This is a genomic window from Enterobacter sp. EGD-HP1 (genome assembly GCF_000733275.2).
Classification (GTDB): Bacteria; Pseudomonadota; Gammaproteobacteria; order Enterobacterales; family Enterobacteriaceae; genus Enterobacter.
Map to the genome: position 1 here is coordinate 73,757 of NZ_AVOP01000032.1, position 13,379 is coordinate 87,135.

Consider the following 13,379-nt stretch of genomic DNA (forward strand, 5'->3'; position numbering starts at 1 on the left):
TGAATTACAAGGCAAAATAAGCAATGAATATAAGGATTAAAGCTATGGGTTTTCTTTCCGGTAAGCGCATTCTGGTAACTGGCGTTGCCAGCAAACTGTCCATCGCATACGGCATCGCACAGGCAATGCATCGCGAAGGCGCTGAGCTGGCGTTCACCTACCAGAACGACAAGCTGAAAGGCCGTGTTGAAGAGTTTGCCGCGCAGCTGGGTTCCAGCATTGTTCTGGAATGTGACGTTGCACAAGACGAAAGCATCGACGGCATGTTTGCTGAACTGGCAAAAGCATGGCCGAAATTCGACGGTTTCGTTCACTCCATTGGCTTCGCTCCTGGCGACCAGCTGGACGGCGACTACGTGAACGCGGTAACCCGTGATGGCTTCAAAATCGCTCACGATATCAGCTCCTACAGCTTCGTTGCGATGGCGAAATCCTGCCGCGCGATGCTGAACCCGGGCGCAGCCCTGCTGACCCTGTCCTACCTGGGCGCTGAACGTGCTATCCCTAACTATAACGTTATGGGCCTGGCTAAAGCGTCTCTGGAAGCGAACGTACGCTACATGGCGAACGCAATGGGTCCTGAAGGCGTGCGCGTTAACGCCATCTCTGCAGGTCCTATCCGCACCCTGGCCGCTTCCGGTATTAAAGATTTCCGTAAAATGCTGGCACACTGCGAAGCGGTTACCCCGATTCGTCGTACTGTTACCATTGAAGATGTGGGTAACTCTGCAGCATTCCTGTGCTCCGATCTTTCCGCTGGTATCTCCGGCGAAGTGGTTCACGTTGACGGCGGCTTCAACATCGCTGCAATGAACGAGCTGGAAATTAAATAAGCTGTGACTCTCTTCCCGCACGGGAAGAGAGTTTTCCCCCGCCCCCTCCCTCCGTTATTCCGTTCTGCTATTTGTTATCACCTAACAATATTTTTCCCTTTATCTGCCTTACGCCAGGATATTGATCGCCATTTTGAGATCAAGGAACGCACATGGAACAACGCCGTTTTTCCGGCAAAGGCCACTGGTATCACGAGACCCAGTCAAACCACGCGCAGACGGATGTTCTGCCTCTGGTGCCCGAAGCCGCTAACGTCGACGATCGTTTTTTGCTCGATTTAGCCTTGCCTGATGAGATTGTCGCCGCCTGTTCTGGCTGGCTTTCCCCTGCCAGAGCCCTATGCCACCTGTTGTTTCCGCTCTCAATTCCTGTGAACCGCCTGCATACGCTCAGCGCCTACGATCGGCTCAGTACCGCGCTAACGGTCGCACAGGCATGCGGCGTTCAGCGGCTCTGTAACCATTACGCCGCCCTCCTCGCCCCGCTTCCCGGCCCGGACTCCTCGCGCGAAAGTAACCGACGTCTGGCGCAAATTACGCAGTATGCCCGCCAGCTCGCCAGCTCTCCTGACGTGATTGATGATAAAGCGCAGAACCAGCTTGATGAGGTGGGCCTGTCGACGTATGACATTGTGGTGATTAACCAGATTATCGGGTTTATCGGTTTTCAGGCGCGCGTGGTCGCGGTTTTTCAGGCGCTGCTGGGACACCCCGTTCGCTGGTTGCCAGGCCATCATATTCAGCCGCACACGCTGCCCGCGAGCCACGCCGCGTGGGTGCCGCTTTTGCCCGTCGTCGAGCTGCGCTATGCGAGCGCGCATCAGCTTGAGTCGCTGTCCCGCTGGCAGGCAGAACCCGCGCTGGAGGCGCTGACGCCGGTCCTTTGCCATGAGCCGTCGCTGCTCGACCTGACCGGAGAAATCCTGTTAAACACCCGCGAAAAGATCCCGTTGACGTCCCCCGCGCTTTCGGCGGCGGTCGAGCTGCTGACGCGCTCTCCGGACCGCTTCAGCGCCGCGCAGTTTACCCCTCTCACGGATCAAGGACTCTCCGGCGAACATGCCATCACGCTACTTACCCGGAGCGCGTTTGACGGCTGGCTCAATCGTCTGAAAGTCGCGTTTGGTAAAGAGGAATAACCATACTAATTACCCAAAGACCGCTTGCTGAGACAGTGAGAATCGCGTAAAACTGTCAGCCGCTCAATGGCTACGAAAATAGAACATTATGTTTCAGGACAACCCGCTGCTAGCGCAGCTTAAACAGCAACTGCATTCCCAGACGCCGCGTGCAGAAGGGGTCGTAAAAGCCACGGAAAAGGGCTTTGGCTTCCTTGAGGTTGACGCGCAGAAAAGCTACTTCATTCCGCCACCGCAGATGAAGAAAGTGATGCATGGCGATCGCGTCATGGCCGTCATTCATACCGAGAAGGACCGCGAGTCTGCCGAGCCGGAAGAACTGATCGAGCCGTTCCTGACCCGTTTTGTGGGTAAGGTGCAGAGAAAAGACGATCGTCTTGCTATCGTGCCGGATCATCCCCTGCTGAAAGATGCTATTCCCTGCCGCGCCGCCCGTGGCGTTGAGCATGATTTTAAAGAAGGTGACTGGGCCGTAGCAGAAATGCGCCGTCATCCTCTGAAAGGCGATCGCGGTTTTTATGCCGAGTTGACCCAGTTCATCACCTTCGGCGCCGATCATTTCGTGCCATGGTGGGTCACGCTGGCACGCCACAATCTTGAAAAAGAAGCGCCGAACGGCGTAGCGACTGAGATGCAGGACGAAGGTTTGACGCGTCGCGATCTCACCGCGCTGGAGTTTGTCACCATCGACAGCGCCAGCACAGAAGATATGGATGATGCGCTGTATGCGGAAGAGAGCGCCGATGGCAAACTGCATCTGACCGTCGCCATTGCCGATCCCACCGCCTGGATTGCCGAAGGCAGCAAGCTGGATGACGCCGCGAAAATCCGTGCGTTCACCAACTATCTGCCGGGCTTCAACATTCCGATGCTGCCGCGCGAATTGTCAGACGATCTCTGCTCGCTGCGTCCGAATGAAGTGCGCCCGGTGCTTGCCTGCCGCATGACCATCGCCGCAGATGGCGCGATTGAAGACGATATCGAGTTCTTTGCCGCCACCATCGAGTCGAAAGCCAAGCTGGCCTACGATAACGTCTCCGACTGGCTGGAAAATACCGGTAGCTGGAAACCTGAATCGGACGCCATTGCCGCGCAAATCCGTCTGCTGCATCGCATCTGCCTGAACCGCGGCGAGTGGCGTAAAACCCATGCGCTGGTGTTCAAAGACCGCCCGGATTATCGCTTTGTTCTGGGTGAGAAAGGCGAAGTGCTGGACATCGTGGCCGAACCGCGACGCATTGCGAACCGCATCGTTGAAGAGGCGATGATTTCCGCCAACATCTGTGCCGCACGCGTGCTGCGCGACAAGCTGGGCTTTGGCATTTACAACGTCCACACCGGATTTGATCCGGCGAATACCGAAGCGCTGGCGGCCCTGCTGAAGAACCACGATGTGCACGTTGACCCGGAAGAAGTGCTGACGCTGCCGGGCTTCTGCAAGCTTCGCCGCGAACTGGACGCGCAGCCGTCGGGCTTCCTGGACAGCCGCATTCGTCGCTTCCAGTCCTTCGCGGAAATCAGCACCGAACCGGGTCCGCACTTTGGTCTTGGTCTCGACGCTTATGCCACCTGGACGTCGCCGATCCGTAAGTATGGCGATATGGTTAACCACCGTCTGCTGAAAGCGATTATTAAAGGTGAAACCATTGCCCGTCCTCAGGAAGACACCACGCTCCAGATGGCCGATCGCCGCCGTCTTAACCGCATGGCGGAACGTGACGTTGGTGACTGGCTGTACGCACGCTTCCTGCAGGATAAAGCCGGTACGGATACCCGTTTCGCCGCTGAGATCATCGATATCAGCCGTGGGGGGATGCGCGTGCGCCTGGTCGATAACGGTGCTGTCGCGTTTATACCTGCGCCGTTCCTGCATGCGGTTCGCGACGAAATGGTCTGTAGTCAGGAAAACGGTACCGTGCAAATTAAAGGTGAAACAGTTTACAAAGTCACCGACGTGATTGACGTTACTATCGCCGAAGTTCGCATGGAAACCCGCAGCATTATCGCGCGTCCTGTCGCCTGATAACCGCTTCAATTGTCGGTCTTTTCCTTTTCGGAAGGGCCGACAATTTTTCTCTTTACCCCCGCCACAAAATCATTATTTTTCCTTACTATTTTCAGTATCCCTTCGCCCAAAAGCGCCATAATTATCTACAGTAAAAGAGTGTTGTTATATTCGGTTACGTGAATTTATATACGCTCAGTATCCTTTTTAACCTGACTCGTTTTATTATAAGAAAACAGGGAAAAAACAACAGGTTCACTTCGGTTTTGCCGCTGTTTCTCAACGGAAAAGTCGACTGCAAATGAATAATTTGTGCGCTAATGAAAAGCTGCGGGAGAAAACATGATGGACGATCTGGAGCAGAATTTGCTGTTTCGCTACATGGGGACTCACAGCCCGTGGTGGCGCTTGTCAGCTGACAGCAACGCACTGCACCTTTCCACCAGCGAAAATACCGATGTCACTCAGGTCGTGGCGCTGGACGATGAACAGGCCGATCTCATCCGTCATTTAACCGTTATTACCTCCAGCATTTCCATGATGCTCTCCCTGTACGGTGAAGATGTCCCGGTTCATCTTGTGGGCCGTAAAATTACCCGTAACGAGTGGGCAGGAACCGCTTCCGCCTGGAACGATACGCCCTCCGTGGCGCGCGATCTGGCTCAGGGGCTCTCTTTCGCGGAACAGGTTGTCTCGGAGGCCAACTCCGTCATTGTTATTCTCGATCAGCACGGCAATATTCAGCGTTTTAACCGGCTTAGCGAAGAGTACACCGGCCTGAAAGAGCAAGAAGTGATTGGCCAGAACGTGTTTAAGCTGTTTATGAGCCGCAGCGAAGCGGCTGCCTCAAAGCGCAATATTACCGGTTTTTTTCGCAACGGCAGCTCCTACGAAGTCGAACGCTGGATCAAAACGCGTAAAGGGCAGCGGCTGTTTCTGTTCAGAAACAAATTCGTGCACAGCGGCAGCGGTAAAAATGAAATTTTCCTTATCTGTTCCGGGACCGATATTACCGAGGAGCGCCGCGCTCAGGAGCGACTGCGGGTGCTGGCCAATACCGATACCATCACCGGCTTGCCAAACCGCAATGCGATCCACGACCTGATTTCTGACGCCATCGACAACCGCGGCGACACGCAGGTGGGCGTGGTGTATCTCGATCTGGATAACTTTAAAAAGGTCAATGACGCTTACGGGCATATGTTTGGCGACCAGCTGTTACAGGCTGTCGCCCTCGCCATTTTGAGCTGTCTGGATGAGAATCAGGTGCTGGCGCGACTTGGCGGTGATGAGTTTATCGTCATGGCCACCAATACCTCTCAGGGCTCTCTGGAGGCGATGGCATCGCGCATTTTAACCCGCCTGCGCCAGCCGTTCCGAATTGGTCTGATTGAAATTTATACCGGTTGCTCACTGGGTATCGCCCTCGCCCCGCAGCACGGGAACGACAGGGAAAGCGTCATCCGTAACGCCGATACCGCCATGTACACCGCCAAGGAGAACGGCCGGGGCAAGTTCTGCGTCTTCTCCCCCGAGATGAACCAGCGCGTTTTTGAGTATCTTTGGCTGGATACCAACCTGCGTAAGGCCCTGGATAACGATCAGCTTTTGATCCACTATCAGCCGAAAATAACCTGGCGCGGGGAAGTCAGAAGCCTTGAAGCGCTGGTCCGCTGGCAATCACCAGAGCGCGGCCTGATCCCGCCGCTGGAGTTTATCTCTTATGCCGAGGAGTCGGGGTTGATTGTGCCCCTGGGCCGCTGGGTGATGCTCGACGTGGTTCGCCAGGTGGCGAAATGGCGCGATAAGGGAATAAACCTGCGCGTGGCGGTGAACGTCTCTGCACGCCAGCTGGCCGACCAGACCATCTTCAGCGACTTAAAGCAGGCGCTGAAGGATCTGAATTTTGAATACTGCCCGGTCGACGTGGAATTAACCGAAAGCTGTCTTATCGAGAACGAAGAGCTTGCGCTGTCCGTGATCCAGCAGTTCAGCCGACTCGGGGCGCAAATTCATCTGGATGATTTCGGCACCGGCTACTCTTCCCTTTCTCAACTGGCCCGCTTCCCTATCGACGCCATTAAACTCGATCAATCTTTTGTCAGGGATATTCATAAGCAGTCCATCTCCCAGTCTCTGGTGCGCGCTATCGTCGCGGTGGCGCAGGCGTTAAATCTGCAGGTGATTGCCGAAGGTGTGGAAAGTGCAAAAGAAGACGCCTTTCTCACCAAGAACGGCGTCAACGAACGGCAGGGTTTTCTGTTTGCTAAGCCGATGCCCGCTGCCGCATTCGAGCGATGGCTAAAACGATATCAAGCGCGAAATCAACGTTAACTGGCTTTACGCAAGCCCGCCGCATGATGGCGGTTTTGCAGCGTAACCAGACGCTCCATGTAGGCGATATCTTTCGGCTCCAGGCAGAAAGCGGCATCTACCCAGTCTTCCGTGATGTCCATCAGTTCACTGCGGGGCAATTGCAGAACGCGCGTACGGGCGCGCAGCATCGCCCTTACGCCATTCAGTTTTGGCCGCAGCGTATCGATGAAGGTTCGGGTGGAGACATAGCTTTGTCCGGGTTCAAACAGGACATCCACCAGCCCGTGCTGCTCGTACCATTCAGCCGTATGGGATTCCCCTTTGTAGATCAGTTCCTCCGCCAGCTTCATGCCTGAACGGCGTGCAACCAGGGAATATCCCCCCATACCCGGAAACAGGTTGAAGGCAATCTCCGGGAAACCTAAGCGGGCATCACGCTGAGCCAGGACGAAATGGTGCGCCAGAGCGGCCTCAAACCCGCCCCCTAACGCACTGCCTTCGACCATGGCCAGTGAGATGGCCCCCGTGTCAAACCCCCGTGAGGCCGCATGGACGCAATCAACGCAGGCGCGAGCGTACGCCCGTAACGCCTCCCGACGTCCGTTCTGAATGCACTCGACGAAGAACTGTAAATCACCGCCCACATTATACATTTCGGGAACCAGCGATCCGGTTACCCAAAAATCAACCGCAAAACCAGACTGGCGAACCAGCCATGAAAAGTTCATGATCTCCTCGATTAATGCATGGTTAAAGCAAGGACGTGGTTGAGCCCGCAGCATCATCCACACCGTGTGACGCTCCGCCTCGTAATACCCTGACAGCTGCGTGAACCGTTCAGTATCGGTAAACAGTGTGCAGGTAGGCTGATTGATAACTGTCATAGTCTAATTCCTCTTATAAAAAAGCGCCTTGCGCGCAGTTTTAGACTAATCCACTCAATAGGCCCGCTGTATGAGGGGGTATAAATTTATCACTTACGTTTATGTAATTTAGTTATTGCATTTTTTCCCTTCTCTTTTGATCCTAATTTCTGCATCATTGAAAATATTAACTTTTCGCGCCTGGGGTGAGATTATGTCGACTATTGACGCACAAGCTGTAGCACAACGAATTGATACCGTGCTGGATATCCTGGTGGCGGGCGATTATCACTCTGCTATCCGTAATCTCGAGATCCTGAAGTCTGAACTTCTTGCTCAGAATGGTGCTGACAACGCGCCTGAAAACAGACAGCCAAAAGCGCCGTGGGAAGTTTAACCCCACCGTCTCCGACCTCGTTTCGCTTTATTAAATGGATGCTATGAATTCCCGACAACAACTCATTTTGCAGATGGTCATCGATCAGGGACGCGTAAGCGTAGTCGATCTCGCTAAAACCACCGGTGTGTCTGAAGTCACAATCCGTCAGGATCTTAATCTGCTGGAAAAACAGAGCTACCTGCGTCGCGCGCACGGATATGCTGTCCCGCTGGACAGCGATGACGTTGAGACGCGCATGATGAATAACTACGCGCTCAAACGTGAACTGGCGGAGTTTGCCGCGTCCCTGGTGAACAACGGCGAAACCGTTTTTATTGAAAACGGCAGCAGTAATGCCCTTCTGGCGCGCACGCTTGCCGATCAAAAGGACGTGACCATCATCACCGTCAGCAGCTATATCGCGCATTTGCTCAAAGAGACGCGCTGCGAGGTCATTCTGCTCGGCGGTATTTACCAGAAAAAAAGTGAAAGCATGGTAGGCCCGCTGACCCGTCAGTATGTCCAGCAGGTTCATTTCAGCAAGGCCTTTATCGGGATTGACGGGTGGCAGCCGGATACTGGTTTTACTGGCCGGGATATGATGCGCTCTGACGTCGTGAATGCCGTGCTGGAAAAAGAGTGTGAAGCCATTGTGCTCACCGACAGCTCTAAATTTGGCGCCGTTCACCCTTATACGATGGGCCCCGTTTCACGCTTTAGCCGCGTGATTACCGATGAACGGTTGAGCGACGCGCACCGTAATAAACTGGAAGATGACGGACTGATCGTCAATATTATTAAAACAACCGCCTGAGTCCCCTTCGCGCCCGAATAACGGGCGCATACGCCCTTCTTTCTCTGAGATGATTCCTGGTACTTCTTTAAGAGTTTTTACCTGTTTAACCTGCATTAAAGTCGTAAAATTAATGTTAGCGATATAACAGGAAGTGACTATCACCTGCGTGATTACGTAACGCCTGCGCGACCAGCTTTCACGGAGAACAGAATTAAGTATTCGATTCGTCTATACTTAACGTGTACATCTTTCCGTGAATCGATAATTCAGGAGAAAGTATTATGACCTTAACCAGCAAAAAATTAGCCGCCGCTGTTCTGGCAATCACTGTAGCAATGTCCCTGAGCGCGTGCTCTAACTGGTCTAAACGTGACCGTAACACCGCTATTGGTGCCGGTGCCGGTGCTCTCGGTGGTGCAGTATTAACGGATGGTAGTACGCTGGGTACATTAGGTGGCGCTGCTGTCGGTGGTATTATCGGTCACCAGGTTGGCAAATAATTATTATCTAAGCCTTCCCCGGTATTGCGATATTTGAACGCATTTCAGGTCTGACATACGCACGTATATAACACGAGCCACGGCATTTGCCGTGGCTCATTTATTTTAGCCGCCTGCCAGTTTGACTTTCATCCCTTTGGCTTCCAGCAGAGATTTTATTAAATCGCGCTTATCCCCCTGGATTTCAATAATGCCGTCTTTCACGGCACCGCCGCAGCCACATTTCTTTTTCAACTCGGCCGCCAGATTTGCCAGTTCCGCATCGTCCAGGTCAATGCCGGAGATAAGGCAAACCCCTTTCCCTTTTCGTCCACTGGTCTGGCGCTGGATCCGAACGATGCCGTCGCCCTTGGGACGTTCCGCTTTCGCTTTCGGTTCATCTATACGCCCGCTATCGGTTGAATAGACCAGACGGCTGTTGGAATCGGTCATTACGCCCCCTTTTTCAGCGATGCGTTGATAGCCTTAAGCGTCTCTGCCGGGTTTGCAGACTGCGTCACCGGACGCCCGATGACCATGTAGTCAACGCCAGCAGCCAGCGCTTGCTCAGGCGTCATAATGCGGCGCTGATCGCCCACGTCGCTGCCTGCAGGGCGGATCCCCGGCGTGACCAGTTTAAAATCCTTGCCCAGCGCTGATTTGAAACGTACCGCTTCCTGCGCGGAGCAAACAACGCCATCCAGGCCGCAATGCTGCGTCAGCCGCGCAAGGCGTTCCGCGTGCTCGGCGGGTGACAACGTCACGCCCAGGTCGCGTAAATCATTTTCGTCCATACTGGTCAACACGGTGACCGCAATCAGCAACGGCGCATCTTTACCGAACGGCAGGAGCGCCTCACGGGCGGCCGTCATCATTCTTGCCCCACCCGATGCATGGACGTTGACCATCCATACGCCCAGCTCTGCGGCTGCGGCAACGGCGTGCGCCGTGGTATTCGGGATATCGTGGAATTTCAGGTCGAGGAAAACGTCAAAGCCGCGCTGCTGCAGATCGCGTACGATTTGCGGTCCAAACAGCGTGAACATCTCTTTGCCAACTTTCAGACGGCAGTCGCGAGGGTCGATGCCGTCGACAAACGCCAGTGCAGCGTCACGCTTATTGTAATCAAGCGCAACAACAACAGGAGAATCCGTAATTACGCGGGAAGTGGAGGATGTAACAGACGTCATGACCAGCCCTTTTCGTCTATGGGCGCGCAGCGGCGCGGAACAGATAAACGGCCAGCATTCTACCTGCCGACGCCGCAAATTAACAGGATCCATTTACGCGCCTGCCAGGCCAGCAAACCGCACGATGTACGGCGTGTGGTAAAAGCCATCAGTATGTTGTAACTAAAATGGAGTGTTTTAAAAAATTACTGCCCGTCCAGGCCACGAATTGGCTTGATGGTGGACCAGGCGCGGCAGGAAGGACAGTGCCAGTAGAGCGTATACGCGGTAAAACCACACTTCTGGCAACGATAGCGCGGCTTGCTGCGCACCTGCTCGCCAACCATATCGCGCAGCACCATCAGGCTCTCTTTGGCGCGCCCTTCTTCAGCGTCGTTCAGGTGGTAATCCATCAGCTTATGGAACACCCGCATGGTCGGATGGCGCTGCAGCTGACGCGTAATATAAACCTGCGCGGTGTCACTTCCTTCATACTGCTCAACAACGTCTGAGAGCATCAGCTCAGCGGTGGCACCGGTATTTTCTTCCACGCAACGCCGCAGGAATGCTACCCACTCTTCCTGCTTGTCCAGCTGTTGATAGCAGGTTTGCAGCATTTCCAGCGTTTCACTGACCAGCTCTTTGTCCTGGTCGATAACCCGCAGCAGGCTTTCAACGGCTTTGGCGTAGTCGCCATTCGCCATAAAGACGCGCCCCATCATGATGGAGATTCGTGCGCTGTTGCGGTCCGCGGCGGCGCCTTTCTTCAGCAGCGCCATGGCTTTATCCATGTCGTCGTTGCCCATCTGCTGAAGCGCAAGCTCACAGTAGAAATGGGCTATCTCAACGCGCTGCTTATCCTTACCCAGCTTCACCAGACGCTCAGCGGTATCAATGGCTTTCTGCCAGTCGCTGGTGGCCTGATAAATCTGCAGGAGCTGCTGCAGCGCGCCGATGCGGAAATCTGTTTCGTCCACCAGCTGCGCGAACATATCTTCAGCGCGATCGTACAACCCTGCGGCCATGTAATCCCGCCCCAGCTGTTGTACCGCAAGGAGACGTTGATCGTAGGTCAGCGAGGCGCTTTCCATCAGGGTCTGGTGAATACGAATGGCGCGATCGACCTCGCCGCGCGAGCGGAACAGGTTACCCAGGGTGAGATGCGCTTCAACCGTCCCCGTATCCTCTTTCAGCATATCGAGGAACAGGTCTACCGCTTTGTCCTGCTGATTGCTCAGGAGGAAGTTCACGCCCGCAACGTAGTCGCGGGAGAGCCGGTTGGCCTCGTCCTGTTTTGTTTGTTGCGCACTTCTGCGGCCCATATACCAGCCATAGGCTGCGGCTACAGGCAAAAGCAGAAACAACAACTCCAGCATAGTCGATTATTCCTTCACGACCGGCACACCAGAGTTTTCCGGGATGTCAGACGCAGGGGCAATGTTATTTTCGAGTCGCTTAATTTTACGTTCAGCGCGCGCAAGAGAAACACGGACTTTCAGCCAGAACAGACCGCAAACCAGCCAGCCAATGGCAAAGCCAGCAGCAAATAAGACCGCCAGCAGGCTCGAGACGCGATACTCCCCCTGAGCCAGCAGATAGTTAAACGTCACCTGCTGATCGTTTTGTGCACCCAACGTGACTGAAATGACAAAAATCGCCAATACCAGTAAGAAAATGAGTAAATATTTCACATTACTTCCCGTTATGTGGTTCAAGCGAATAAAGTGTGTTCAACTCACCGCAATCAGCCTTATAAACTACCATTTTAGCGACGAGCGCGAAACGGAAAAAGTGACGCGCAGGTCATGGATCTATGGGCAAAATGCGGAATATCAACCGTCAGGCGTCTGTTTCGTCCCTTTCGGCTATTTCTTCTTTCTCTTCTGGCGGTGGCGTTAGTGGGCCGCAGAATCGTTCAGTGAGCCAGGTCGCCAGCACGATCAGCAGCCATGAGATGAGCGTGGCGACGACCAGGTCCCGCGGCCAGTGCATCCCCAGCAGCAAGCGGCTGCCCATGACTCCCGTCGCCCAGACCAGTAATATCACGATAGTGATCGTACGACGCCTTGGCCAAAGCAGCCCAACCCCCAGCAGCGCCCAGCTGGCCGCAAACATGGTATGACCTGAAGGAAACGCGAACCCCGTCTCTTTCTGCCAGTGTTTACGCAAGAATTTCGGGATATCCTGCTGTTCCGCAAGCTGTTCTTTCACCAGCGCGCCGCGATCTTTACGCTTTAAATTGTAGAACTCATCCACCGGAACATGGTGCGTTTTTTCCAGCCAGACGACAAAAGGACGCGGCTCCTGTACGCGATCTTTTACCCAGGACTTCACGCCCTGACCGACAAGGATAGCGCCACCGAGGATCGCAAAGAGCATCAGCGCCGCGCGCAGACGAAAGCGCAGGCACCACAGAAACCAGGCGCAGAGGAGTACGTGGGTAATAATTCCCCACGGCTGGGTCACCGTTTCCGTTATCCAGTATAACGTTTTCAGCCACAGGGCGTTCTGCCCTGGCTGCCACATCCAGCCTGAAAGCCATACGGCCAGGGGCATAATCAGTAAAATGGCCGCGCCTGCTGCCGTACGTCTGCCGATTGAAAGCATGTCTTCTCCTTTTTCGCTAAGCGTCACAATCATAACTGAAATTAATCCTTTGGGTGGAGATGTCGGATCGTGCGTTTAACGTTCATATAGCATGGTGCCCATTAGGCGAACCTGCTGAGCTTGTGGCAAAATGAACTGATACAGAAAGCAAAACAGGGCAAAGACACGAAACGTGTCAGCCTACTCTGGAGAATCACATGCAGCTTAAACGTGTGGCAGAAGCCAAACTGCCAACCCCATGGGGCGATTTCCTGATGGTGGGTTTTGAAGAACTGGCAACCGGACAGGATCATGTCGCGCTGGTGTATGGCGACATTTCAGGGCAGACGCCGGTGTTGTCCCGCGTCCATTCAGAGTGTCTTACCGGCGACGCGCTGTTCAGCCTGCGCTGTGATTGTGGTTTCCAGCTGGAAGCCGCCCTGTCTCATATTGCAGAGGAAGGTCGCGGGGTGTTGCTTTATCACCGCCAGGAAGGTCGTAATATCGGTCTGCTGAATAAAATCCGCGCTTACGCGCTTCAGGACCAGGGCTACGATACGGTTGAAGCAAACCATCAGCTTGGCTTTGCTGCTGACGAACGTGATTTCACCTTGTGCGCAGATATGTTCAAGCTGCTGGGCGTGGACGAAGTTCGCCTGCTGACCAATAACCCGAAAAAAGTGGAGATCCTGACCGAAGCGGGGATCAACATCGTCGAGCGCGTACCGCTGATTGTCGGCCGTAACCCGAAAAACGCCCATTACCTTGATACCAAGGCCGCCAAAATGGGCCATCTGTTGAAAGAGTAATGCTA

14 protein-coding genes are annotated in these 13,379 nt (G+C 54.3%); 8 read left to right on the top strand and 6 right to left on the bottom strand.

The window, feature by feature from the left end; genetic code table 11:
* Positions 1–44 precede the first annotated feature (44 nt).
* From fabI to pdeR, 4 genes are all read left to right on the top strand, one after another.
* On the top strand, positions 45–833 hold the full coding sequence (gene fabI / locus N037_RS15995; protein WP_003856831.1) for an enoyl-ACP reductase FabI: 789 nt from the start codon (positions 45–47) through the stop codon (positions 831–833).
* A 152-nt stretch (positions 834–985) separates the two neighbouring features.
* Positions 986–1,972 carry a CMD domain-containing protein gene (locus N037_RS16000; RefSeq protein WP_032642166.1) on the top strand — a complete coding sequence of 329 codons (987 nt, stop codon included), beginning with the start codon at positions 986–988 and terminating at the stop codon, positions 1,970–1,972.
* Positions 1,973–2,060: 88 nt separating this feature from the next.
* Positions 2,061–3,995, top strand: coding sequence for an exoribonuclease II (locus N037_RS16005; RefSeq protein ID WP_032642169.1), 1,935 nt, complete (start codon positions 2,061–2,063; stop codon positions 3,993–3,995).
* A 324-nt stretch (positions 3,996–4,319) separates the two neighbouring features.
* A complete protein-coding gene (gene pdeR / locus N037_RS16010; RefSeq protein WP_032642175.1) occupies positions 4,320–6,311 on the top strand; it encodes a cyclic di-GMP phosphodiesterase in 1,992 nt (663 codons plus the stop codon).
* On the opposite strand, the gene N037_RS16015 is transcribed toward pdeR, so the two are convergent.
* Positions 6,308–7,177, bottom strand: a complete 870-nt coding sequence (locus tag N037_RS16015) for a crotonase/enoyl-CoA hydratase family protein (protein ID WP_023335940.1) — start codon at positions 7,175–7,177, stop codon at positions 6,308–6,310. The two genes, pdeR and N037_RS16015, sit on opposite strands and share 4 nt — an antisense overlap.
* 193 nt (positions 7,178–7,370) lie before the next feature.
* On the opposite strand from N037_RS16015, the gene N037_RS16020 reads away from it, so the two are divergent.
* From N037_RS16020 to osmB, 3 genes are all read left to right on the top strand, one after another.
* Entirely contained in the window at positions 7,371–7,553 is a 183-nt protein-coding gene (locus N037_RS16020) for a YciZ family protein (RefSeq protein WP_024907126.1), read from the top strand.
* Between the two features lie 43 nt (positions 7,554–7,596).
* The gene (gene yciT / locus N037_RS16025) at positions 7,597–8,349 is read left to right on the top strand and encodes a DNA-binding transcriptional regulator YciT (protein ID WP_032642179.1); all 753 of its coding nucleotides are present in this window, start codon (positions 7,597–7,599) and stop codon (positions 8,347–8,349) included.
* A 263-nt stretch (positions 8,350–8,612) separates the two neighbouring features.
* Positions 8,613–8,831, top strand: coding sequence for an osmotically-inducible lipoprotein OsmB (gene osmB / locus N037_RS16030; protein WP_008501216.1), 219 nt, complete (start codon positions 8,613–8,615; stop codon positions 8,829–8,831).
* A gap of 105 nt (positions 8,832–8,936) precedes the next feature.
* Here the strand turns inward: osmB and yciH are convergent, their stop codons facing one another.
* The 5 genes from yciH to pgpB form a co-directional block, all read right to left on the bottom strand.
* Positions 8,937–9,263, bottom strand: a complete 327-nt coding sequence (gene yciH / locus N037_RS16035) for a stress response translation initiation inhibitor YciH (protein ID WP_032642180.1) — start codon at positions 9,261–9,263, stop codon at positions 8,937–8,939.
* Entirely contained in the window at positions 9,263–10,000 is a 738-nt protein-coding gene (gene pyrF, locus N037_RS16040; RefSeq protein WP_023335943.1) for an orotidine-5'-phosphate decarboxylase, read from the bottom strand. The genes yciH and pyrF overlap by 1 nt, the downstream gene beginning before the upstream one ends.
* Positions 10,001–10,185: 185 nt before the next feature.
* Positions 10,186–11,355 (bottom strand): lipopolysaccharide assembly protein LapB, encoded by a 1,170-nt coding sequence (gene lapB, locus N037_RS16045; RefSeq protein WP_023335944.1) that lies wholly within the window; start codon positions 11,353–11,355, stop codon positions 10,186–10,188.
* A 6-nt stretch (positions 11,356–11,361) separates the two neighbouring features.
* Positions 11,362–11,670, bottom strand: coding sequence for a LapA family protein (locus N037_RS16050; RefSeq protein WP_023335945.1), 309 nt, complete (start codon positions 11,668–11,670; stop codon positions 11,362–11,364).
* 148 nt (positions 11,671–11,818) lie between these two features.
* Complete coding sequence (gene pgpB / locus N037_RS16055) at positions 11,819–12,586, bottom strand: phosphatidylglycerophosphatase B (RefSeq protein WP_032642428.1); 768 nt, start codon at positions 12,584–12,586, stop codon at positions 11,819–11,821.
* A 197-nt stretch (positions 12,587–12,783) separates the two neighbouring features.
* On the opposite strand from pgpB, the gene ribA reads away from it, so the two are divergent.
* A complete protein-coding gene (gene ribA / locus N037_RS16060) occupies positions 12,784–13,374 on the top strand; it encodes a GTP cyclohydrolase II (protein ID WP_008501210.1) in 591 nt (196 codons plus the stop codon).
* The last annotated feature ends 5 nt before the right edge of the window (positions 13,375–13,379 follow it).

Excerpts from the sequence above, each read along its gene's own strand:
- yciH (WP_032642180.1), bottom strand. The coding sequence starts at position 9,263 with ATGACCGATTCCAACAGCCGTCTGGTCTATTCAACCGATAGCGGGCGT.
- N037_RS16015 (WP_023335940.1), bottom strand. The coding sequence starts at position 7,177 with ATGACAGTTATCAATCAGCCTACCTGCACACTGTTTACCGATACTGAA.
- N037_RS16000 (WP_032642166.1), top strand. The coding sequence starts at position 986 with ATGGAACAACGCCGTTTTTCCGGCAAAGGCCACTGGTATCACGAGACC.
- N037_RS16005 (WP_032642169.1), top strand. The coding sequence starts at position 2,061 with ATGTTTCAGGACAACCCGCTGCTAGCGCAGCTTAAACAGCAACTGCAT.
- lapB (WP_023335944.1), bottom strand. The coding sequence starts at position 11,355 with ATGCTGGAGTTGTTGTTTCTGCTTTTGCCTGTAGCCGCAGCCTATGGC.
- ribA (WP_008501210.1), top strand. The coding sequence starts at position 12,784 with ATGCAGCTTAAACGTGTGGCAGAAGCCAAACTGCCAACCCCATGGGGC.
- osmB (WP_008501216.1), top strand. The coding sequence starts at position 8,613 with ATGACCTTAACCAGCAAAAAATTAGCCGCCGCTGTTCTGGCAATCACT.
- pdeR (WP_032642175.1), top strand. The coding sequence starts at position 4,320 with ATGATGGACGATCTGGAGCAGAATTTGCTGTTTCGCTACATGGGGACT.
- fabI (WP_003856831.1), top strand. The coding sequence starts at position 45 with ATGGGTTTTCTTTCCGGTAAGCGCATTCTGGTAACTGGCGTTGCCAGC.
- N037_RS16020 (WP_024907126.1), top strand. The coding sequence starts at position 7,371 with ATGTCGACTATTGACGCACAAGCTGTAGCACAACGAATTGATACCGTG.
- pgpB (WP_032642428.1), bottom strand. The coding sequence starts at position 12,586 with ATGCTTTCAATCGGCAGACGTACGGCAGCAGGCGCGGCCATTTTACTG.
- yciT (WP_032642179.1), top strand. The coding sequence starts at position 7,597 with ATGAATTCCCGACAACAACTCATTTTGCAGATGGTCATCGATCAGGGA.
- pyrF (WP_023335943.1), bottom strand. The coding sequence starts at position 10,000 with ATGACGTCTGTTACATCCTCCACTTCCCGCGTAATTACGGATTCTCCT.